Source organism: Pseudomonas sp. GW458-11-26-14-LB4 (assembly GCF_059423925.1).
Genome location: NZ_JBWKYU010000002.1, coordinates 433635 through 453494, shown reverse-complemented (window position 1 = coordinate 453494; position 19860 = coordinate 433635). Strand labels below are relative to the sequence as shown.

Sequence of the window (19860 nt, the reverse complement as noted above, 5' to 3'; positions counted from 1 at the left end):
GATTTACTCTTGTCGCATTAACTACTACAATTTTTCTTACCTGTTGCAAGATGGGCAGGTGAGCCATTATCACCGAGTCGCTTCAAGGCTCTTGGCTTATAGCTTTGTTTGCGGTTGGTATCAGCCAAACACACTATTGGAGTAAAGATATTGTCCAGACTCGCTGAATTTCGTGCAGCTGAAAAGGCCCTTCAGGAGCAGCTCAAGCAGCTGGAATCGCTGAAGAACGATGCCGGGCTCAAGAAAGAAATCGAATTCGAAGAAAAGCTCCAGGGGCTGATGAAAACCTACGGTAAAGGCCTGAAAGACATCATCGCCATTCTCGATCCGAACCCGGCGAAATCCGGTCTGCAATCGACCGCCGCACCTAAAACCCGCCGCGCTCGTGTGGTCAAGGTCTATCAGAACCCGCACACCGGCGAGCTGATCGAGACCAAGGGTGGCAACCATCGCGGCCTTAAGGCCTGGAAGGAACAATACGGTGCAGCTACCGTTGATTCCTGGTTGCGCGGTTAATCCCTCGCAAACATGAAAGCCCTGCATATGCAGGGCTTTTTTTTGGACAATATTTAACAAATACAACGATTTTTCTGGCGGGAAAGTTGAGTCTCAAACCGCTCTCGCACTGAAACTATGCTTCCGAATGTTGCCCCGTTAGCCGGAGTTAACTTTATGTTTAATCAGTTCCGGTATCTAACACCAGACCGGCCACGAACAGACGACTAGAATTTCAAGCTGTTTCGCGCAGCGACTATGTCGTCGCCGCTCGCCTTATAAACCTCTGCCTGCCCTGCATACGAAAGTACGTAAGCCTTATCCGCTTCGACCGCTGCAACCAATGTTTGCGACAACACGTGGCGGCCGTTTTCAGTCACCGTACAAGTGGTTTCAAGCGCGGTCAGCGAGCCCAGCGTACTCGCGTGAACCTTGTTGCAGACACTCTGATAACCGCTCTGGAAAAAGTCTTTCTGAACCGACTTGCGCATCTCCAGCAACACGCCCTGCAAGTTGACCTGATGACCACTTTCCACGTGGGTCATCGTCAACTCCATCACCATCACCTGATTGCCATCGGCGTCAGTCTTCACTGCCCGCTGACGGGAGACTTCCGGGGAGGTTTCAGGCAGCGCCTCGACTTCCCAGCCGGCCGGCCAGGTGATGCTCGGCGCCTCGGCAAATGCCGGCAGAGCAAGCAGGGAAAAACCCAGGAAAACGAACAGCGATTTGAACGGTCGGATCATTACCAGAGGCACTCGCAGATTGAGCCGTAAAGTCTGAGGCCCGCCCGCTCACAGGGCAAGCCCGCGCTTTCGGTTTGGCGATGCTGCCAGGCATGCGTATCATTGCGCCCATTCACTCGCCCCAATTTGTTACGGAGGGCCCATGAGCCTGCAAGAACTGAACACCTTCCCTGGCGTCACCGCCACCCCGGACAGCGCAACCCGCAACTTCGTGTTCAACCACACCATGCTGCGCGTCAAAGACATCACCAAGTCGCTGGACTTCTACACCCGTGTATTGGGTTTCTCGCTGGTAGAGAAGCGTGATTTTCCGGAAGCTGAATTCAGCCTGTACTTCCTCGCTTTGGTCGACAAATCGCAGATCCCGGCCGACGCCGCTGCTCGCACCGAGTGGATGAAGTCGATTCCCGGCATCCTGGAACTGACCCACAACCACGGCACCGAAAACGACGCGGACTTTGCCTACCACAACGGCAACACCGACCCGCGTGGCTTCGGCCACATCTGCATCTCGGTACCGGACATCGTCGCTGCCTGCGCACGCTTTGAAGAACTGGGCTGCGACTTCCAGAAGCGCCTGACCGATGGCCGCATGAAGAGTCTGGCGTTCATCAAGGATCCGGATGGCTACTGGGTCGAGATCATCCAGCCGGCACCGCTGTAAAGCTGAACCTGGCTAGAAAGCACCCCCGCAAAGAAAAACCCCCATCATCACTGATGGGGGTTTTCTTTTTCAGGCCCGGGATTTACGCCGGAGCCGAAGTGCGGATCAGGTGATCGAAAGCGCTGAGAGAAGCCTTGGCGCCCTCGCCCACTGCAATCACGATCTGCTTGTACGGCACGGTGGTCACGTCACCGGCAGCGAAGATGCCGGGGATCGAGGTTTCACCGCGGTTGTCGACGATGATCTCGCCGCGCGGCGACAGCTCGATGGTGCCTTTGAGCCAATCAGTGTTAGGCAGCAGACCGATCTGCACGAAGATCCCTTCCAACTCGACCGTGCGCAGCTCGTCAGTATTGCGATCCTTGTAGCGCAGGCCGTTGACCTTCTGGCCGTCGCCGGTGACTTCAGTGGTCAACGCACTGGTGATCACGGTGACGTTCGGCAGGCTGTGCAGCTTGCGTTGCAATACGGCGTCGGCGCGCAGCTGAACGTCGAACTCCAGCAGGGTCACGTGGGAGACGATACCCGCCAGGTCGATGGCCGCTTCGACGCCGGAGTTACCGCCGCCAATCACCGCCACACGCTTGCCTTTGAACAGCGGACCGTCACAGTGCGGGCAGTACGCCACGCCTTTGTTGCGGTATTCCTGCTCGCCCGGCACGTTCATTTCACGCCACCGTGCACCGGTCGCCAGAATCACGCTCTTGGCCTTGAGGGTCGCGCCGCTGGCAAAGCGGACTTCATGCAGCTCGCCATTCTTGCCGGGGATCAGCTTGTCGGCGCGTTGCAGGTTCATGATGTCGACGTCGTACTGCTTGACGTGTTCTTCCAGCGCGGTCGCCAGTTTCGGGCCTTCGGTTTCCTGCACGGAAATGAAGTTCTCGATGGCCATGGTGTCCAGCACCTGACCGCCGAAGCGCTCGGCTGCAACACCGGTGCGAATGCCTTTACGTGCGGCGTAGATCGCCGCCGAAGCACCCGCCGGGCCACCGCCGACTACCAGCACATCAAAAGACTCTTTGGCGCTGATTTTCTCGGCCTGACGCTCGATGGCGCCGGTGTCGAGTTTGGCGAGGATTTCTTCCAGGCCCATGCGGCCCTGGCCGAAGTTTTCGCCGTTGAGGTAGATGCTCGGCACGGCCATGATCTTGCGATCATTGACTTCGTCCTGGAACAGCGCGCCGTCGATGGCGACGTGGCGGATGTTCGGGTTCAGCACGGCCATCAGGTTCAGCGCCTGAACGACGTCCGGGCAGTTCTGGCAGGACAGCGAGAAGTAAGTCTCGAAGTTGAAGTCGCCCTTGAGCGAGCGGATCTGTTCGATCACTTCGACACTGGCCTTCGAAGGGTGGCCGCCGACTTGCAGCAGGGCCAGCACCAACGAAGTGAATTCATGGCCCATCGGGATACCGGCGAAACGCAGGCTGATATCGGCACCCGGGCGGTTGATCGAGAACGACGGCTTGCGTGCATCGTCGCCGCTGTCGATCAAGGTAATTTGGTGCGAAAGACTGGCAACGTCTTTCAGCAGGTCGAGCATTTCACGGGATTTCGCACCGTCGTCGAGTGAAGCAACGATCTCGATCGGCTGGGTGACCCGTTCCAGGTACGATTTCAACTGGGCTTTAAGATTGGCGTCCAACATACGGGCGATCTCCTGACTTTATTTGAGGCGAAAAAAAGCCCGAGCGAATCTCGCCCGGGCTTTTCTATTGGGCGGTGCAGCTTACTTAAGTAGGTGCGGAATCCCGCCCTGCATTGCGTGTGTCACAGACTTAGATCTTGCCGACCAGGTCCAGGGACGGAGCCAGAGTGGCCTCGCCTTCTTTCCACTTGGCCGGGCAAACTTCGCCTGGGTGAGCAGCGACGTACTGAGCAGCCTTGATTTTGCGCAGCAGCTCGGAAGCGTCACGGCCAACGCCGCCATCGTTCAGTTCAACGATTTTGATCTGGCCTTCAGGGTTGATCACGAAGGTGCCACGATCAGCCAGACCAGCTTCTTCGATCAGCACGTCGAAGTTGCGGGAGATGACCTGAGTCGGGTCGCCGATCATGGTGTACTGGATTTTGCCGATGGCTGGCGAAGTGTTGTGCCAGGCAGCGTGGGCAAAGTGGGTGTCGGTCGAAACGCTGTAGATCTCTACGCCCAGTTTCTGGAAGGCAGCGTAGTTGTCAGCCAGGTCTTCGAGCTCGGTCGGGCAAACGAAGGTGAAGTCAGCCGGGTAGAAGAACACTACGGACCATTTGCCTTTCAGGTCAGCGTCCGAGACTTGTACGAAGTCGCCGTTTTTGAACGCGGTAGCTTTGAACGGTTTTACTTGGCTGTTGATGATAGGCATTGATGACTCTCCGTCAGGGTTGTGAATTCGATGGGTGAATCCTACCCAGTCACTCGACGGATGGCTCATTGGCAAACCTGATGCTGCTGATTTGTTTTCGCTATTAGCGGACTGTATTAATAGAAGAAAACGATATCTACGGCGACAGCGGCTTATCCGTAATCCGGGCCATCCCGTGAAAGGGGCTCGCTTCAACATAGCGCATGGCGGACTTCATATCCTTCCAGCCCACGTAACTCATCAACGATTTGAGATCCCAGCCGCTTTGGTGGGCCCATGTTGCGAAGCCGCGTCGCAGGGAATGGCTGGTGTAGCGCTCGGCGGAGATCCCGGCGCGCTCCAGGGCCTGGCGCAGCAACGGAATCACGCTGTTGGCGTGCAAGCCCTCCTCGCTCAGATTGCCCCAGCGGTCGACGGCGCGGAACACCGGGCCCCGTACCAGCGCCGCTTCAGTGATCCATTCGATATAGGCCTGCACCGGACATAGCTTGAGCAACGCCGGAGCCTGATAGGTCTGGCCGAGGTTTTCCCGATCACCCTTGCTGCGGGGCAGGTACAGGGTGATGCCGCTGCCGGCGTGCGCCTGCACATGCTCGATCTGCACACGACACAATTCATCGCTGCGAAAGCCACGCCAGAAGCCCAGCAGGATCAATGCTCGATCACGGCAGGCTCGCAGCAGCAACGGTCGATCCTGTTGTTCCCGGGCGTCTTTCATCTCCTGCTCAAGCCAGGCGACGGTCTGCTCAAGATCCCGCAGTTGCAATGGCTCGGCCTGCTTCTCCTGGGCGGGATGCAGGGCGCGAATGCCCTTGAACACTTTGCGCACCACCGGCGACTTGGTGGGATCGGCGAAGCCCTGACTGTTGTGCCACTGCGCCAGCGCCGACAGACGCAACTTCAGCGTGTTGACCGACAACACGCCCGCATGCGCCACCAGATACCGCGCGATGCTGTCCGCTGTCGCGGGCAGGAACCCACCCCATACCGTTTCGAAATGCTCGACGGCCGAACGATAGCTGCGGCGGGTGTTGTCACGGGTGGCGGCTTGGAGATAGCGATCAATATCGCTCATGGGCTGATTTTCTCGTGGCGTACTGAGGGTTTTGTGCGGAAACCGATTTTAGGGGTTTCACATGGGGTAATACCAGTATATCCCGCCTGTTTATCGGCGCTTGTTTCACTTTATTTTCAACATGGTAAACTGCGTACTTTGGTGGCATGTACCACAGTACGAAATGGTAGGAGCAGATATGGCCCGTGGCGGCGTTAACAAAGCAGTAGTTCAGATCGCGCGCACAGCGATCCTCGCCCGTGGCGAACACCCCAGCATCGACGCAGTACGCATCGAGCTGGGTAATACGGGTTCCAAAACCACGATTCATCGCTACCTGAAGGAGCTGGATGACGGCAGCGAACCGGCCGATCCTTCAGCAGAACCCATCGATGACGAGCTGCTGGCACTCGTCACGCGCCTTGCCCAACGCCTGAAAGAACAGGCGCAGGAGCCGATTGATCAGGCGCGCGAGCAGTACGAGCAACAGCGTCAGGCACTGGAGGACGAGCTGAATCAGCTTCGTCAGGATCACGCGCAACTGGAGAAGAAGCACGACATTCAGGCCGCCGCGCTGGCCAAGGAATCCGAAGCCTTGAGCGATACCCGCTCGATGCTGCAGACCGAGCAGACTCGCAATGCCGGACTGAATCAGGCGCTGGCCGATTTTGAATTGCGCTTGCAGGACAAGGATGAGCAGATCCGCTCGCTGGAAGAGAAACACCTGCACGCCCGCGATGCGCTTGAACACTACCGCAACGCCATCAAGGAACAGCGCGAGCAGGAGCAAAGCCGTCACGAAAGCCAGGTGCAGCAGTTGCAGATGGAGTTGCGTCAGGCGCAACAAAGTGCGCTGGTACGTCAGGACGAGATCACCCAGCTGCACCGCGACAACGAGCGCCTGCTGACCGAAAATCGCGGCACCGTGCGTGAACTGAGCTTGGTGCAGGATCAGCTCAAGCACAGCAATCAGCGACAGGATCAATTGCTGGAGCAGGCCAGCCGGGTCGACAGCGAGCGCACCCTCCTCCAGGAACGTCTGCGCGTGGCCCTGCTGGAAAGTCAGACGCTCAAGCAAAACGTCGACGAGCAGTCGCAGCTCAATCAGTCATTGGAGAAGGAGTTGACCAAGGCGCAAGACAGTCTGCGCCTGGCCACCACCGTTGCGGCAGCGCCAGACGCAGCAGAACCGAAAAAGACTTAAGCGCCGACCGGTGTACGCATGGTGACGAACTCTTCGGCCGCCGTCGGGTGTACCCCGATGGTGTCGTCGAAGTCACGCTTGGTGGCGCCAGCCTTCAACGCGATTGCCAGCCCCTGTACGATCTCGCCGGCATCCGGGCCGACCATGTGACAGCCCAGCACCTTGTCAGACTTGCCATCGACCACCAGTTTCATCAGCGTGCGCTCCTGGCAGTCAGTCAGGGTCAGCTTCATCGGCCGGAAGCGGCTTTCGTAGATCACGACGTCATGACCCGCTTCCCGCGCTTCTTCTTCGGTCAGGCCGACGGTGCCGATGTTCGGCAGGCTGAACACTGCTGTCGGGATCATCTTGTAATCCACCGGGCGGTATTGCTCAGGCTTGAACAGACGTCGCGCCACCGCCATGCCTTCAGCCAGCGCCACCGGCGTCAACTGCACACGACCGATGACATCGCCCAGCGCCAGAATCGACGGCTCGGTGGTTTGATATTCCTCGTCGACTTTGATGAAACCCTTGTCGTCTAGCTGCACATCGGTATTTTCCAGCCCCAGGTTGTCCAGCATCGGACGCCGACCGGTGGCGTAGAACACACAATCCGCTTCCAGCACGCGACCATCCTTGAGGGTGGCCTTCAGGCTGCCGTCGGATTGCTTGTCGATGCGGGCAATGTCGGCATTGAATTGCAGATCCAGACCGCGCTTGGTCAGCTCTTCCTTCAGATGATTACGCACCGAACCGTCGAAACCACGGAGGAACAGATCCCCGCGATACAACAACGTCGTGTTGGCGCCCAGGCCATGGAAAATCCCGGCAAATTCGACGGCGATGTAACCGCCGCCGACGACCAGGACGCGCTTGGGCAGTTCTTTGAGGAAGAACGCCTGGTTCGAGCTGATCGCATGCTCATGCCCCGGAATCTCCGGGATCTGCGGCCAGCCACCGGTGGCGATCAGAATATTCTTCGCGGTGTAGCGCTCGCCGTTGACCTCAACTTCGTGCGGACCAACGATTTTCGCGTGGGCTTCATGCAGCGTCACACCGCTATTAACCAGCAGATTGCGATAAATGCCGTTCAGGCGATTGATCTCGCGATCCTTGTTGGCAATCAGCGTGGCCCAATCGAAATCCGCCTCGCCCAGGCTCCAGCCAAAACCCGAGGACTGTTCGAAGTCTTCGGCAAAGTGGGCGCCGTACACCAACAGTTTTTTCGGTACGCAACCGACGTTGACGCAAGTACCACCCAGATAACGGCTCTCGGCCACCGCCACTTTCGCACCAAACCCGGTAGCAAAACGCGCAGCCCGCACACCGCCGGAACCGGCACCAATCACATAAAGGTCAAAATCGTAGGCCATTTCTATCTCCTCGGCAGGCGATCAGCATACCCGCCGTCGTCCGTTGGGCAAGCACTCCTGCCGATATAGGGGCGGAAAATGAAAAAGCCACCCGAAGGTGGCTTTTTCGTACAGGCAGATCAGGCTTTATCAGTAAGCCTTGCCAGTCTTGTAGAAGTTCTCGAAGCAGAAGTTGGTTGCTTCGATGTAGCCTTCAGCACCACCGCAGTCGAAACGCTTGCCCTTGAACTTGTAGGCCATTACGCAGCCGTTCTGGGCTTGTTTCATCAGGGCGTCGGTGATCTGGATTTCACCGCCCTTGCCTGGCTCGGTCTGTTCGATCAGGTCGAAGATGTCCGGGGTCAGGATGTAGCGGCCGATGATCGCCAGGTTCGACGGCGCGTCTTCCGGCTTTGGCTTCTCGACCATGCTGTGTACGCGATAGATGTCGTCGCGGATCATTTCGCCAGCGATCACGCCGTACTTGCTGGTTTCCTGCGGATCGACTTCCTGGATGGCAATGATCGAGCAGCGGAACTGCTTGTACAGCTTGACCATCTGGGTCAATACGCCGTCGCCTTCGAGGTTGACGCAAAGGTCGTCCGCCAGCACCACAGCGAACGGTTCGTCACCGATCAATGGGCGACCGGTCAGGATCGCGTGACCCAGGCCTTTCATTTCGGTCTGACGGGTGTAGGAGAACGAGCACTCGTCCAACAACTTGCGGATACCGACCAGGTATTTTTCCTTGTCGGTGCCCTTGATCTGGTTTTCCAGCTCGTAGCTGATGTCGAAGTGGTCTTCCAGGGCGCGCTTGCCACGGCCGGTCACGATGGAGATTTCAGTCAGACCAGCGTCCAGAGCTTCTTCGACGCCGTACTGGATCAGTGGCTTGTTTACCACCGGCAGCATTTCTTTGGGCATGGCCTTCGTCGCTGGGAGGAAGCGAGTACCGTAACCGGCTGCTGGGAACAAGCATTTCTTGATCATATAAGTCCTTGAAAGGGCTGTGTGTACGAGTTTCGGCGCAGTCTAATCAGGCGGCGTGCACCTTACAATGCCCCGCACTGGCTAACCGATGTCAACATAGAGAAATAATCTGGCAGATAGTTCAATCCGCACACGGAGGCTGCGCATTCAGCGTAGCCCAAATATGCCGCAACACCGCATCGACCTGCGCCCGTTCGCCGATTTACCGTTATCATGACGCCTTTGAACCAGCCAACGAGGCCGCTAGATGTCCGCAGCAAAAATCATCAATGGGTACACCGTCGCCAAGGCGAAAGATGGCCAGTGGCATATCACCGCCGCCAACGGCGAAGATGTGTCCGGTCCGTTGCCCACTGAAGCGATGGCGATTGAAGTGGCCGCGGTGCTTGATTACACGCCTCCTTCACCGAAGCGTCGCGGCAAGGATCAAGACTGATCGACGACTGCAAATCACGGCCCTGCCTTCGCGCAGGGCTTTTTTTTGGGCTTCGCACAAAGAACTGGCCAATCGCTATAACCTTTTCATGTCGGCGCTGTCATAGCGTCTAGCCCTCTCCCTCTCGAAGACGACATCGCCATGATCAACCGCCCCTGCATCAACTTCCTGCCCGTGATTGCGCTCGTGGCTCTGGCCGGTTGCGCTACGTCGCAGACCACCTACCTGAACAACGGCGAACAAGGGTTAAGCATCGACTGTTCCGGTGAAGCCAATTCCTGGGCCACCTGCTATGAAAAGGCTGACGCGTCCTGCGCCGGAACCGGCTACCGCATCGTCGGGACCGACGGCACACCGGCGCCCAAGGAAGACGACAAGACACTGGGCGTCGACGTCGGCAACTACAAAAACCGCAGCGTGGTGGTCGTGTGTAAATAGCCTTACATATGAATTTCGGCGAACTTGATCCCCAGCCCGCGCACGACCTCGATCAGGTCGTCGAGCCGGTTGAAGGACTCGACTTCGTCGTTATCGTCGACCAGGAAGTAACTGCGGCCGGCGCTCTTCTTGAAAAACACAATCCACTCCCCCGGATTCGCCGGGTTCTGGATCACATGGGTCGCCGCAATGAGCCCTTCCTTGTGTCGCTCCCGCACCTGCTCTCTCTTCATTCACCTCTCCAGAAATGACAATGCCGCCACAGCAACGCTGTGACGGCATCAATGCTGACTGCTGACAGTCTATCAGCCGGAAATACAGGCCGTGGCGGCTTTGCGCACATCCCAGGGGCGCAGCGGCACATTGGACATTCGCTCATGCAGCTTGATGCTGCTGCCGCCGGAGCGATCCTCGATGTCAAACACCGCGGCCGGACCCGATCCCAGCTTGCCTGGAACGATGACCCGAACCTCATCCTTGTGTCGCTCGACCTGCAAGGCACCCCGGCTGTCGGACAGCTTTTCGGCCAGGCACTCAGCATATTCATGGGGTTTCTTGCCGGAAATGACGTTCATGGTTGGCAGCGTTTCATTGATTTCCGAAACGCTTGCGCAACCACCCATTGCCAATGCCAACGGCAGAATCACCACACCCCATTTCATACAAAACCTCCAATAAAGACCCTCCGACAGCACGAATGCCGTTTTTCTCCGAGGCTCACTGCATTTAACCCACATCAAATCGTGAATATCTGTTTTTAATTGTCAAAGCGGCGCCCGACGGCCGGATAATAACCCGTCCGGGCTGATAAACTGCGCCAATCGGCAATGCTATCGTTTTGATTTTGTAGAAAAAGCCCTTCTGGAGGCGCCCATGAAATTCATTCACCAGCGCGAACACCTCAACGAAGACGACATCGTCGTCATCCAATGCTCGCAAACCTGCAACATCCGCTTGATGAACGACGCCAACTTCCGCAGCTTCAAAAATGGCGGCCGTCACACCTATCACGGCGGCGCTTTCGACACGTTCCCGGCCCGTATCACCGCGCCGAGCACCGGTTTCTGGAACATCACCATCGACACCGTCAACCGCCGCGCGATCAGCGTGACTCGCAAACCGACCTTGACGCACTCGATCAAGATCATTCGCCGCTCGAGCTCCAAACTCAGCTGAGCGGTTCCGCCAACGCAGACAGGTAAGCATCAACGTGGCCCAAACGACCAAATACGTGATCAAGTACAAACTCAACGGTGAGCGCCGTTTCGAGTTCGCCCAGCTGGAAAATGGCACGCCGGAAGAAGCCAAAGCTGCACTGGATGCTCTGCACGGCCAGAGCGACGATGTGATCAGCGACATCCGCGTCAGCAAGGCCCTGTAAGACCCGGACGAAATTCGACCGCAAGCGGCGGAGTGTTGCGGCCGGGTGGACGACCCAGACTGATACCTGAATGTACGCCAAGGAATCAACATGTCACCCTCACCCGCCTCCCCGCTCGATGCGCTCGACTGGATCGCCCTGGAGCAGCAACTGGATCAGGACGGTTGTGCTGTCATCCGCACGCTGCTGCGCCCGGACACCTGTGATCGGTTGAGTGCGCTTTACCCGCACAGCGAACCGTTTCGGTCCCAGGTCATCATGGCTCGCCACGGTTTCGGGCGCGGGGAATACAAATACCTGCGCTATCCGCTTCCGCCCGCTGTGGAACGCCTACGCAGCGCGCTTTACCCGCGACTCGTGCCACTGGCCAACCGCTGGCATGAACGAATGGGCCTGCCAGCGCGCTTTCCAGAGCAACACCGCGAGTTTCTCGAGCGCTGCCACGCCGCCGGTCAACTGCGACCCACCCCGCTCTTGCTGCAATACGGCCCGCAGGACTACAACTGTCTGCATCAGGACCTGTACGGCGAACATGTCTTTCCGCTGCAAGTGGCGATTCTTCTGTCAGAACCTGGCGAAGACTTCACCGGCGGTGAGTTCGTCATGACCGAACAGCGTCCGAGAATGCAGTCCCGGCCGCTGGTAATGGACCTGAGAAAAGGCGATGCGCTGATCTTTGCCGTCAACCAGCGCCCGGTCAAAGGCGTGCGCGGCGACTATCGGGTGACCATGCGCCACGGTGTCAGCCGACTGCACAGCGGAACACGGCATACTCTGGGCATTATCTTCCACGACGCGACCTGACGATCATGCAAACCATCTTTGATCTGTTCGCCGACACAGAACCCGAGCAGCCCCGACGCGCCGAACAGATTGGCGAGCAGTCCTGGGTGCTGCGCGGGTTTGCCCTGCCGCAAATCGAGCAATTGTTGCCGGCCCTGGAATCGATCATCGCCTGCGCCCCGTTGCGCCACATGATGACGCCCGGGGGCTTCAGCATGTCGGTGGCCACCAGCAGTTGCGGCGCACTGGGCTGGATCACCGATCGGAGCGGCTACCGCTATTCATCCGAAGATCCCGTGAGCCACCAACCCTGGCCAGCCATGCCCGAAGTGTTTCGCGAGCTGGCCCAGGCCGCAGCGAAACGCGCCGGATTTGCCGACTTCATGCCGGATTCCTGCCTGATCAATCGTTATGTCCCAGGAGCGAAGATGTCGTTGCATCAGGACAAAGACGAAAATGCCTACGAAGCGCCGATCGTTTCTCTGTCATTGGGCTTGCCCGCGACGTTCCTGTTCGGCGGTTTCGCACGCGGCGACAGGAGCCAGAAAATCTCGCTGCTGCACGGCGACATGGTGATCTGGGGCGGCGTAGACCGGCTGCGCTATCACGGCATCCTGCCGATCAAACCCGGCCGGCACCCGCGCCTGGGCGAACAGCGTTTCAACCTGACGTTTCGCACCGCCGGATAATCCTGCAAAGTTTGACCGCAAGGGTCGGAGTGTTCCGGCCGGTGGCACTGGTTAACCTGAAATTCAACAGGTCAACGGACTCTCCATCATGAAAACGCTTTCCACCTCGCTGAACACTGAAGACGATCCACGCTGGGCCGCTGTCGTCGCACGCGACCCTCGGGCGGACGGCCAGTTTGTCTATGCCGTGAAAACCACCGGCATCTATTGCCGCCCCAGCAGCCTGGCGCGCTTGCCGAAACCGCAGAACGTCGAGTTCTTCGATACCGCCGAGGACGCCGAAGCCGCGGGCTATCGCCCCAGCAAACGGGCGAGCAAGGATCAGACCGAAGTCGCCGCGCAGCATACCGCCACTGTCGCGGCAGCCTGTCGCCAGATCGAGGCGTCGGACAGCCTGCCGGCGCTCAACGATCTTGCCGAGACCGCCGGTCTGAGCGCATTTCATTTTCATCGTGTCTTCAAGGCCGCAACGGGCCTGACGCCCAAAGGCTACGCCGCCGCGCATCGCTCGCGCCGGGTTCGTCAGCGTCTGGCGGACGGCGGCTCGGTGACCGAAGCGCTGTATGACGCCGGTTTCAATTCCAACAGCCGTTTCTACGAAGCGGCCGATCAGGTACTGGGGATGAAACCCGGCGACTTCCGATCCGCCGGCCAGAACAACGACATCCGCTTCGCCGTCGGCCAATGTTCGCTCGGGGCTATTCTGGTGGCACAGAGTGAGCGCGGGATTTGCGCGATTCTGCTGGGGGACGATCCGCACCAATTGGTGTGCGACCTGCAGGACCAGTTTCGCCGGGCCAACCTGATCGGCGCCGACACCGAGTTCGAACAACTGATCGCGCGCGTCGTCGGCTTCATCGAAGCGCCTGCCATCGGCCTGGATTTGCCGCTGGATGTGCGCGGCACGGCGTTTCAGGAACGGGTGTGGCAGGCACTGCGCGAAATACCGGTCGGCAGCACCGCCAGCTATGCGGACATCGCCTTGCGTATCGGCTCACCAAAAGCCGTACGCGCAGTGGCCCAGGCTTGCGGCGCCAACAGCCTGGCGGTTGCGATCCCCTGTCATCGCGTTGTGCGCAGTGACGGCAATCTGTCGGGCTACCGCTGGGGCGTGGAGCGCAAGCGCGAATTGCTCGAGCGTGAAGGCAAACCCCGACAGTAATCAGCGATTCACATCAACGACAACCCGCCCCCGGAGTTGCCCTGCCAGCAACTTCGGTGCCGCGTCGATAGCTTCGCCAAGGCCGATTTCATGGCTGATCAGCGGCAACAGGGTAAAATCCAGATCCTTCGCCAAGCGATCCCAAGCCTCGATGCGGCGCGCCTTGGGTTGGGTCACGCTGTTGATCCCGGCCAGCGTCACGCCACGCAGAATGAACGGCGCCACGGATGCCGGAAAATCCATGCCCTGAGCCAGACCGCACGCGGCCACGATGCCTTCGGCCCGGGTGCTGGCGCAGGCATTGGCCAGCGTGTGACTGCCGACCGAATCGATGACGCCCGCCCAGCGCTCCTTGGCCAGCGGCTTGCCGGGTTCGGACAGGGTGGCGCGATCAATGATTTCGCCCGCGCCCAGTTGTTTCAGGTATTCGTGTTCCGACACCCGACCGGTCGAAGCGACCACGCGGTAGCCCAGCTTGCTCAGCAATGCGATGGCAAAACTGCCGACGCCGCCGTTGGCCCCCGTTACCAGCACTTCGCCCTGTTGCGGGGTCACGCCGTTTCGCTCCAGCGCCATGACGCAAAGCATCGCCGTATAGCCGGCCGTGCCGATGGCCATGGCTTGCGCGGCGGTGAATGCCTTGGGCAGCGGAATCAGCCAGTCACCGTTCAATCGCGCTTTTTGCGCCAGACCGCCCCAGTGGTTTTCACCGACGCCCCAGCCATTGAGCAGCACCGCATCGCCAACCTTGTAATCGGGGTGCGAGCTGACTTCAACGGTACCCGCCAGATCGATCCCCGGCACCATCGGAAACTTGCGCACCACCGGGCTACTGCCGGTGATCGCCAGGCCGTCCTTGAAGTTCAGCGTGCTGTACGCGACGCGAACCGTCACATCGCCCTCGGGCAACTGCTCGTCGTTGATCTCATGCAGGTTGGCGCGATAACCGCTGTCGTCTTTGTCGATCAAAATGCCTTTGAACATGACTGCCTCTCTCGGGTGGAATTCAGGATGTCGAGGGTTTGGAATAGCACACTGAAACATTTTGCCCTACTCGACCTTTAGCCAATCGGGCCCGAACGCCGAGCCAGCGCCGGCTGTTCAAGCTACAAATCTGTGCTGGTCATGGGGGGTGGCTTTGCGTTAAAAAACCGGCTGCTACCGTCCCTGCCCTGTTTCGTCGTCGGAGAAGCTATTCCATGAGCCAATGGCCTGATACCCGCATTCTTGACCTGTTCGGCATCGAACTGCCGATCATCCAGGGCCCCATGGCCGGTGCCACCAACTCATCCATGGTCATCGCAGCGTGCAACGCCGGTGGCCTGGGTTCGATGCCGGCCGCGATGCTGACCATCGAGCAACTGCGCGAAGAGCTGAAGACCATTCGCCAGGGCACGAACAAGCCATTCAACGTCAACTTCTTCTGCCATCAACCGCCGGCTGCCGATGAACAAAAGGCCCGCGACTGGAAAAACCTGCTGGAACCCTACTATCGCGAACTGGGTGTCGATTTCGATGCACCGACGCCGGTGTCCAACCGCGCGCCCTTCGATGCGGCCGCCTGCGAAGTGCTGGAAGAATTTCGCCCTGAAGTGGTGAGCTTCCACTTCGGCCTGCCGGAAAAATCCCTGCTGGATCGGGTCAAGGCCACCGGTGCGAAAATCATCTCGTCGGCAACCACCGTCGACGAAGCGATCTGGCTGGAGCAGAACGGTTGCGACGCGATCATCGCCATGGGTTACGAGGCCGGCGGCCATCGCGGGATGTTCCTCAGCGCTGACCTGAGCAGTCAGGTCGGTACGTTTGCGCTGGTGCCGCAAGTGGTCGACGCCGTGAGTGTGCCGGTGATCGCTGCCGGTGCGATTGCCGATGCGCGCGGCGTGGCGGCAGCGTTCCTGCTCGGAGCTTCGGCGGTTCAGGTCGGCACGGCGTATCTGTTTACCCCGGAAGCGAAAGTCAGTGCCTCTCACCACAAAGCTTTGCGCACCGCCAAGGAAAGCGAGACAGCGGTGACCAATCTGTTTACCGGGCGCCCGGCGCGGGGGATTCTCAATCGGGTGATGCGCGAGCTGGGCCCGATGTCGGACAAGGCCCCCGCCTTTCCGCTGGCCGGCGGTGCCTTGATGCCGTTGCGCGCGAAGGGTGAAGCCGAATTCAGTAACCTTTGGGCCGGCCAGGCCTTCACACTTGGTAAGGACCTCGGCACCGCCGAACTGACCCGGCAACTGGCGGAAGGCGCACTGGCGAAACTGACGCGATGATGAACCCGAACGGGTGAGGAGCGTGGCGCTCTCACCCGGTTTAAAAGCAGTGCTTCCCGTTTGGCGGCATTTCGCTATATATTTCTCTATATAGCGTTTCACTCCCTCGCATCGGCGCAGTCTACCTTCCAATAACAACTGCCCACTGCACTTGCCATCCACGGAGCCGTTACATGATCAATCGTGCCTCACGTTTTGCCCCTGCCCTGCTCGCGGTATTCGCCATCGGCGCCGCGCAGGCCGACGAAGTGCAAGTCGCTGTTGCGGCCAACTTCACCGCGCCGATCCAGGCGATTGCCGCCGATTTCGAAAAAGACACCGGGCACAAACTGGTCGCTGCGTACGGCGCCACCGGCCAGTTCTACACCCAGATCAAAAACGGCGCGCCGTTCGAAGTATTCCTTTCGGCGGACGACACCACCCCTGAAAAACTCGAAAAAGAAGGCGACACCGTCAAGGGTTCGCGCTTCACCTACGCCATCGGCACCCTGGCGCTGTGGTCGGCCAAGGAAGGCTACGTCGATGCCAAAGGCGACGTCCTGAAGAAAAACGAGTACCAACACCTGTCCATCGCCAACCCGAAAGCCGCCCCTTATGGTCTGGCAGCCACCCAGGTGCTGGAAAAACTGAAACTCACTGAAGCCACCAAAGCCAAAATCGTCGAAGGCCAGAACATCACCCAGGCCTACCAGTTTGTGTCCACCGGCAACGCCGAGCTGGGTTTCGTCGCCCTGTCGCAGATCTACAAGGACGGCAAGGTCAGCAGCGGTTCGGCGTGGATCGTTCCGGCGAGCATGCACGACCCGATCAAGCAAGACGCAGTGATCCTCAACAAAGGCAAAGACAACGCCGCTGCCAAGGCGCTGGTTGATTACCTCAAAGGCCCGAAAGCCGCTGCGGTCATCAAGTCCTACGGTTATCAGCTGTAAATGTCGCTGACGAGTGCCGATTTCGCGGCGATCTGGCTGACCCTGAAACTGGCGTCCCTGACCACCGCGATCCTGCTGGTCGTCGGCACGCCGATCGCCCTGTGGTTGTCGCGCAGCCGTTCCTGGCTGCGCGGCCCCATCGGCGCGATCGTCGCGCTGCCGTTGGTGCTACCTCCTACGGTCATCGGTTTCTATCTGTTGCTGGCGCTCGGCCCAAACGGGTTCATTGGCCAGTTCACCCACTGGCTGGGGCTTGGCACCTTGACCTTCAGCTTCACCGGCCTGGTGATCGGTTCGGTGCTCTATTCCATGCCGTTCGTGGTGCAGCCGTTGCAAAACGCCTTCTCCGCGATCGGCACTCGTCCTCTGGAAGTGGCCGCGACCTTGCGCGCCAATCCCTGGGACACTTTTTTCAGCGTGATTCTGCCCCTGGCCCGCCCCGGTTTCATCACTGCAGCAATCCTCGGCTTCGCCCACACCGTCGGCGAATTCGGTGTGGTGCTGATGATCGGCGGGAATATTCCTGACAAGACCCGGGTGGTTTCCGTACAAATCTACGACCACGTCGAAGCCATGGAGTACGCGCAGGCGCACTGGCTGGCCGGGGCGATGCTGGTGTTTTCGTTTCTGGTGTTGCTGGCGCTGTATTCCAGCCGCAAGACCCGCGCGGGCTGGAGCTGATCGATGATTGATGCACGTCTGAAACTGGCTTGGTCGGGCTTCAGCCTCGATGTCGATCTGCAGATGCCCGGTCGCGGTGTGACGGCGCTGTTCGGTCAGTCCGGCTCGGGCAAGACCACATGCCTGCGCTGCATCGCCGGGCTCGAACGCGCGCCACAGGCCTTTATCCGCATCAATGACGAGGTCTGGCAGGACAGCGAGAAAGGCATTTTCGTGCCGCCGCACAAACGCGCGCTCGGCTATGTCTTTCAGGAAGCCAGCCTGTTTCCGCATCTGTCGGTGCTGGCCAATCTGCAATTCGGCCTCAAGCGCATTGCCAAGGCACAGCGCCGGGTCGACATGACCCAAGCCACAGAACTGCTAGGGATCGGCCACTTGCTCGATCGTCATCCGCAGCGCTTGTCCGGCGGTGAGCGTCAGCGTGTCGGCATCGCTCGCGCGCTGTTGACGAGCCCCAGACTGCTGCTGATGGACGAGCCTTTGGCGGCCCTCGACAGTCAGCGCAAAAGCGAAATCCTGCCCTACCTGCAACGCCTGCACGACGAACTGGAAATCCCGGTGTTGTATGTCAGCCACGCTCAGGACGAAGTGGCCAGGCTCGCCGATCATCTGGTGCTGCTCAGCGACGGCAAAGCGCTGGCCAGCGGTCCGATTGGCGAAACCCTGGCGCGGCTCGACCTGCCCCTGGCCATGGACAATGACGCCGGGGTGATCATCGAAGGCCAGGTCAGCGGCTACGATACCGACTACCAATTGCTCACCCTGCGATTGCCGGACTCGTCACTGAACATTCGCGTGACTCACGCGCCGATGACGACGGGCCAGAGACTGCGATGCAAGGTGCACGCACGCGACATCAGCCTGACCCTGCAAAACAGCGAGTTCAGCAGCATCCTCAATCGCCTCCCGGTCACGGTCGTCAGCGAACAACCGGCCGACAACGCCGCGCACGTGCTCATTCGCCTCGATGCCGGCGGGACACCGTTGCTGGCGCGCATCACTCGCTACTCGCGGGATCAGCTTGGCGTGCATCCGGGCCAGTCATTGTGGGCCCAGATCAAGGCCGTCGCGGTGTTGGCGTAAATCCGCGGGCACGACCGTCATGGCGTGCGGTCAATGGCTTTAACAGCCTGATTTGACGCGAAGGAAGTCCGCCATGCCCGATACTGCGCTCACCGAAGTGTTGCCTTCGGATCTGCATTACGTCGATGACACACAGCCCGGTATCACCCGAAAAAAACTGCGCGGAAAATTCGCCTATTTCGACCCCGCAGGCCAGCGCATCACCGATCCTGACGAGATCAAACGCATCAACGCACTGGCTGTTCCGCCGGCCTACGTCGACGTGTGGATCTGCGCCGACCCGCGCGGCCATCTGCAAGCCACCGGCCGGGACGCACGTGGGCGCAAGCAATATCGCTATCACGCTCGCTGGCGCGAAGTGCGCGACGCGGACAAGTATTCGCGTCTGCGTGAGTTCGGTCTGGCGCTGCCCAAACTGCGCAAACAGCTGGAGGCGCTACTGGCCTCGCCGGGCTTCAGCCGCGACAAAGTCATGGCGACGGTCATCACGCTGCTCGACGCCACGCTGATCCGCGTCGGCAACACGCAATACGCGCGGGACAATCGCTCCTACGGCCTGACCACCCTGCGCAGCCGGCATGTCGAGGTCAACGGCAGCGCGATCCTGTTCCAGTTTCGCGGCAAGAGCGGCATCGAACATCAGATCACGGTGAAGGACCGGCGACTGGCGCGGATCATCAAGCGCTGCCTGGAAATTCCGGGGCAGAACCTGTTTCAGTATCTGGATGAAAATGGCGAGCGGCATACCGTCAGCTCTTCTGACGTCAACACCTACCTGCAAACCCTGACCGGCGCGGATTTCACCGCCAAGGACTACCGAACCTGGGCCGGCAGCGCCCTCGCTTTGGCGGTTCTGCGGGAGCTGCAATGGGAATCCGAGACCGAGGCCAAGCGGCATGTGGTCGAGATGGTGAAGGGCGTCGCCCGCCAACTGGGCAACACGCCGGCGGTCTGTAGAAAGTGCTACATCCACCCGGCGGTGGTCGAGCATTTCATGCTCGGCGCCTTGGCCGAGCTGCCGAAGCCGCGCATCCGCAAAGGCCTGCGCAAGGAAGAAGTCGCATTGGCGCTATTCCTTGAGCGGATGGTCGAGCAGGCAGGCACGCCTTGAAGCCTTCGGCCGTCTCGACTAGGCTACGCCCTCCTACCTCCCCGGGACGACCGCAGAAGTGAACAACTAAGCCTTCAAAA

At 59.5% G+C, this 19860-nt stretch carries 24 protein-coding genes; 15 read left to right on the top strand and 9 right to left on the bottom strand.

Going from position 1 to position 19860, the window contains the following annotated elements:
• Positions 1 to 150: 150 nt before the first annotated feature.
• Positions 151 to 516 carry a histone-like nucleoid-structuring protein, MvaT/MvaU family gene (locus AC07XZ_RS04900; protein ID WP_011334329.1) on the top strand — a complete coding sequence of 122 codons (366 nt, stop codon included), beginning with the start codon at positions 151 to 153 and terminating at the stop codon, positions 514 to 516.
• Between the two features lie 206 nt (positions 517 to 722).
• Here AC07XZ_RS04900 and AC07XZ_RS04895 read toward each other — a convergent pair whose 3' ends face one another.
• Positions 723 to 1241 carry a DUF4946 domain-containing protein gene (locus AC07XZ_RS04895; RefSeq protein WP_102688036.1) on the bottom strand — a complete coding sequence of 173 codons (519 nt, stop codon included), beginning with the start codon at positions 1239 to 1241 and terminating at the stop codon, positions 723 to 725.
• Between the two features lie 142 nt (positions 1242 to 1383).
• Between AC07XZ_RS04895 and gloA the strand changes: the two genes are divergently transcribed.
• Positions 1384 to 1905, top strand: a complete 522-nt coding sequence (gene gloA / locus AC07XZ_RS04890; RefSeq protein ID WP_065260490.1) for a lactoylglutathione lyase — start codon at positions 1384 to 1386, stop codon at positions 1903 to 1905.
• Positions 1906 to 1987: 82 nt separating this feature from the next.
• On the opposite strand, the gene ahpF is transcribed toward gloA, so the two are convergent.
• The 3 genes from ahpF to AC07XZ_RS04875 all read right to left on the bottom strand — a co-directional run bounded on the left by ahpF (position 1988) and on the right by AC07XZ_RS04875 (position 5319).
• Positions 1988 to 3550 carry an alkyl hydroperoxide reductase subunit F gene (ahpF, locus tag AC07XZ_RS04885; protein WP_102688035.1) on the bottom strand — a complete coding sequence of 521 codons (1563 nt, stop codon included), beginning with the start codon at positions 3548 to 3550 and terminating at the stop codon, positions 1988 to 1990.
• A 130-nt stretch (positions 3551 to 3680) separates the two neighbouring features.
• Complete coding sequence (ahpC, locus tag AC07XZ_RS04880; protein ID WP_007958941.1) at positions 3681 to 4244, bottom strand: alkyl hydroperoxide reductase subunit C; 564 nt, start codon at positions 4242 to 4244, stop codon at positions 3681 to 3683.
• Between the two features lie 136 nt (positions 4245 to 4380).
• Complete coding sequence (locus tag AC07XZ_RS04875) at positions 4381 to 5319, bottom strand: site-specific integrase (protein ID WP_102688034.1); 939 nt, start codon at positions 5317 to 5319, stop codon at positions 4381 to 4383.
• A 178-nt stretch (positions 5320 to 5497) separates the two neighbouring features.
• On the opposite strand from AC07XZ_RS04875, the gene AC07XZ_RS04870 reads away from it, so the two are divergent.
• On the top strand, positions 5498 to 6502 hold the full coding sequence (locus tag AC07XZ_RS04870) for a DNA-binding protein (RefSeq protein ID WP_102688033.1): 1005 nt from the start codon (positions 5498 to 5500) through the stop codon (positions 6500 to 6502).
• On the opposite strand, the gene gorA is transcribed toward AC07XZ_RS04870, so the two are convergent.
• Together gorA and galU are read right to left on the bottom strand one after the other, a co-directional pair.
• The gene (gorA, locus tag AC07XZ_RS04865; RefSeq protein WP_102688032.1) at positions 6499 to 7857 is read right to left on the bottom strand and encodes a glutathione-disulfide reductase; all 1359 of its coding nucleotides are present in this window, start codon (positions 7855 to 7857) and stop codon (positions 6499 to 6501) included. The genes AC07XZ_RS04870 and gorA overlap by 4 nt on opposite strands.
• Positions 7858 to 7986: 129 nt before the next feature.
• Positions 7987 to 8826: a UTP--glucose-1-phosphate uridylyltransferase GalU gene (galU, locus tag AC07XZ_RS04860; RefSeq protein WP_007912230.1), complete on the bottom strand. Its 840-nt coding sequence runs from the start codon at positions 8824 to 8826 to the stop codon at positions 7987 to 7989.
• Between the two features lie 247 nt (positions 8827 to 9073).
• Between galU and AC07XZ_RS04855 the strand changes: the two genes are divergently transcribed.
• Together AC07XZ_RS04855 and AC07XZ_RS04850 are read left to right on the top strand one after the other, a co-directional pair.
• Positions 9074 to 9262 carry a hypothetical protein gene (locus AC07XZ_RS04855; RefSeq protein WP_085745537.1) on the top strand — a complete coding sequence of 63 codons (189 nt, stop codon included), beginning with the start codon at positions 9074 to 9076 and terminating at the stop codon, positions 9260 to 9262.
• A 141-nt stretch (positions 9263 to 9403) separates the two neighbouring features.
• Positions 9404 to 9700: a hypothetical protein gene (locus AC07XZ_RS04850; protein WP_102688031.1), complete on the top strand. Its 297-nt coding sequence runs from the start codon at positions 9404 to 9406 to the stop codon at positions 9698 to 9700.
• Positions 9701 to 9702: 2 nt separating this feature from the next.
• Here AC07XZ_RS04850 and AC07XZ_RS04845 read toward each other — a convergent pair whose 3' ends face one another.
• Together AC07XZ_RS04845 and AC07XZ_RS04840 are read right to left on the bottom strand one after the other, a co-directional pair.
• The gene (locus AC07XZ_RS04845; protein WP_011334337.1) at positions 9703 to 9933 is read right to left on the bottom strand and encodes a hypothetical protein; all 231 of its coding nucleotides are present in this window, start codon (positions 9931 to 9933) and stop codon (positions 9703 to 9705) included.
• 72 nt (positions 9934 to 10005) lie between these two features.
• Positions 10006 to 10362 carry a hypothetical protein gene (locus AC07XZ_RS04840; protein WP_085745535.1) on the bottom strand — a complete coding sequence of 119 codons (357 nt, stop codon included), beginning with the start codon at positions 10360 to 10362 and terminating at the stop codon, positions 10006 to 10008.
• 211 nt (positions 10363 to 10573) lie between these two features.
• Between AC07XZ_RS04840 and AC07XZ_RS04835 the strand changes: the two genes are divergently transcribed.
• The 5 genes from AC07XZ_RS04835 to ada all read left to right on the top strand — a co-directional run bounded on the left by AC07XZ_RS04835 (position 10574) and on the right by ada (position 13715).
• Positions 10574 to 10876 carry a DUF1883 domain-containing protein gene (locus AC07XZ_RS04835; RefSeq protein WP_007958929.1) on the top strand — a complete coding sequence of 101 codons (303 nt, stop codon included), beginning with the start codon at positions 10574 to 10576 and terminating at the stop codon, positions 10874 to 10876.
• Positions 10877 to 10910: 34 nt separating this feature from the next.
• Positions 10911 to 11081 carry a hypothetical protein gene (locus AC07XZ_RS04830; protein ID WP_166673412.1) on the top strand — a complete coding sequence of 57 codons (171 nt, stop codon included), beginning with the start codon at positions 10911 to 10913 and terminating at the stop codon, positions 11079 to 11081.
• Between the two features lie 90 nt (positions 11082 to 11171).
• Positions 11172 to 11885 (top strand): 2OG-Fe(II) oxygenase, encoded by a 714-nt coding sequence (locus tag AC07XZ_RS04825; protein ID WP_102688030.1) that lies wholly within the window; start codon positions 11172 to 11174, stop codon positions 11883 to 11885.
• Between the two features lie 5 nt (positions 11886 to 11890).
• Positions 11891 to 12553 (top strand): DNA oxidative demethylase AlkB, encoded by a 663-nt coding sequence (gene alkB / locus AC07XZ_RS04820; protein ID WP_102688029.1) that lies wholly within the window; start codon positions 11891 to 11893, stop codon positions 12551 to 12553.
• Positions 12554 to 12641: 88 nt separating this feature from the next.
• Positions 12642 to 13715: a bifunctional DNA-binding transcriptional regulator/O6-methylguanine-DNA methyltransferase Ada gene (gene ada / locus AC07XZ_RS04815; RefSeq protein WP_102688028.1), complete on the top strand. Its 1074-nt coding sequence runs from the start codon at positions 12642 to 12644 to the stop codon at positions 13713 to 13715.
• Here the strand turns inward: ada and acuI are convergent, their stop codons facing one another.
• The gene (gene acuI / locus AC07XZ_RS04810; protein ID WP_102688027.1) at positions 13716 to 14699 is read right to left on the bottom strand and encodes an acrylyl-CoA reductase (NADPH); all 984 of its coding nucleotides are present in this window, start codon (positions 14697 to 14699) and stop codon (positions 13716 to 13718) included.
• A gap of 215 nt (positions 14700 to 14914) precedes the next feature.
• On the opposite strand from acuI, the gene AC07XZ_RS04805 reads away from it, so the two are divergent.
• The 5 genes from AC07XZ_RS04805 to AC07XZ_RS04785 all read left to right on the top strand — a co-directional run bounded on the left by AC07XZ_RS04805 (position 14915) and on the right by AC07XZ_RS04785 (position 19780).
• Positions 14915 to 15976, top strand: a complete 1062-nt coding sequence (locus tag AC07XZ_RS04805; RefSeq protein WP_102688026.1) for an NAD(P)H-dependent flavin oxidoreductase — start codon at positions 14915 to 14917, stop codon at positions 15974 to 15976.
• Between the two features lie 173 nt (positions 15977 to 16149).
• Entirely contained in the window at positions 16150 to 16905 is a 756-nt protein-coding gene (modA, locus tag AC07XZ_RS04800) for a molybdate ABC transporter substrate-binding protein (RefSeq protein ID WP_102688025.1), read from the top strand.
• The gene (gene modB / locus AC07XZ_RS04795; protein ID WP_102688024.1) at positions 16906 to 17586 is read left to right on the top strand and encodes a molybdate ABC transporter permease subunit; all 681 of its coding nucleotides are present in this window, start codon (positions 16906 to 16908) and stop codon (positions 17584 to 17586) included. It abuts the gene before it with no gap.
• A 3-nt stretch (positions 17587 to 17589) separates the two neighbouring features.
• Entirely contained in the window at positions 17590 to 18669 is a 1080-nt protein-coding gene (gene modC, locus AC07XZ_RS04790; RefSeq protein ID WP_102688023.1) for a molybdenum ABC transporter ATP-binding protein, read from the top strand.
• 73 nt (positions 18670 to 18742) lie between these two features.
• Positions 18743 to 19780, top strand: a complete 1038-nt coding sequence (locus tag AC07XZ_RS04785) for a DNA topoisomerase IB (RefSeq protein ID WP_085745527.1) — start codon at positions 18743 to 18745, stop codon at positions 19778 to 19780.
• Positions 19781 to 19860: the final 80 nt, after the last annotated feature.

Coding starts and splice junctions, on each gene's coding strand:
- modC (WP_102688023.1), top strand. CDS start 17,590: ATGATTGATGCACGTCTGAAACTGGCTTGGTCGGGCTTCAGCCTCGAT.
- AC07XZ_RS04870 (WP_102688033.1), top strand. CDS start 5,498: ATGGCCCGTGGCGGCGTTAACAAAGCAGTAGTTCAGATCGCGCGCACA.
- AC07XZ_RS04875 (WP_102688034.1), bottom strand. CDS start 5,319: ATGAGCGATATTGATCGCTATCTCCAAGCCGCCACCCGTGACAACACC.
- alkB (WP_102688029.1), top strand. CDS start 11,891: ATGCAAACCATCTTTGATCTGTTCGCCGACACAGAACCCGAGCAGCCC.
- ahpF (WP_102688035.1), bottom strand. CDS start 3,550: ATGTTGGACGCCAATCTTAAAGCCCAGTTGAAATCGTACCTGGAACGG.
- gloA (WP_065260490.1), top strand. CDS start 1,384: ATGAGCCTGCAAGAACTGAACACCTTCCCTGGCGTCACCGCCACCCCG.
- AC07XZ_RS04895 (WP_102688036.1), bottom strand. CDS start 1,241: ATGATCCGACCGTTCAAATCGCTGTTCGTTTTCCTGGGTTTTTCCCTG.
- AC07XZ_RS04845 (WP_011334337.1), bottom strand. CDS start 9,933: ATGAAGAGAGAGCAGGTGCGGGAGCGACACAAGGAAGGGCTCATTGCG.
- AC07XZ_RS04840 (WP_085745535.1), bottom strand. CDS start 10,362: ATGAAATGGGGTGTGGTGATTCTGCCGTTGGCATTGGCAATGGGTGGT.
- ada (WP_102688028.1), top strand. CDS start 12,642: ATGAAAACGCTTTCCACCTCGCTGAACACTGAAGACGATCCACGCTGG.
- AC07XZ_RS04850 (WP_102688031.1), top strand. CDS start 9,404: ATGATCAACCGCCCCTGCATCAACTTCCTGCCCGTGATTGCGCTCGTG.
- galU (WP_007912230.1), bottom strand. CDS start 8,826: ATGATCAAGAAATGCTTGTTCCCAGCAGCCGGTTACGGTACTCGCTTC.
- AC07XZ_RS04805 (WP_102688026.1), top strand. CDS start 14,915: ATGAGCCAATGGCCTGATACCCGCATTCTTGACCTGTTCGGCATCGAA.
- modA (WP_102688025.1), top strand. CDS start 16,150: ATGATCAATCGTGCCTCACGTTTTGCCCCTGCCCTGCTCGCGGTATTC.
- gorA (WP_102688032.1), bottom strand. CDS start 7,857: ATGGCCTACGATTTTGACCTTTATGTGATTGGTGCCGGTTCCGGCGGT.
- AC07XZ_RS04825 (WP_102688030.1), top strand. CDS start 11,172: ATGTCACCCTCACCCGCCTCCCCGCTCGATGCGCTCGACTGGATCGCC.
- AC07XZ_RS04835 (WP_007958929.1), top strand. CDS start 10,574: ATGAAATTCATTCACCAGCGCGAACACCTCAACGAAGACGACATCGTC.
- modB (WP_102688024.1), top strand. CDS start 16,906: ATGTCGCTGACGAGTGCCGATTTCGCGGCGATCTGGCTGACCCTGAAA.
- AC07XZ_RS04855 (WP_085745537.1), top strand. CDS start 9,074: ATGTCCGCAGCAAAAATCATCAATGGGTACACCGTCGCCAAGGCGAAA.
- AC07XZ_RS04785 (WP_085745527.1), top strand. CDS start 18,743: ATGCCCGATACTGCGCTCACCGAAGTGTTGCCTTCGGATCTGCATTAC.
- ahpC (WP_007958941.1), bottom strand. CDS start 4,244: ATGCCTATCATCAACAGCCAAGTAAAACCGTTCAAAGCTACCGCGTTC.
- acuI (WP_102688027.1), bottom strand. CDS start 14,699: ATGTTCAAAGGCATTTTGATCGACAAAGACGACAGCGGTTATCGCGCC.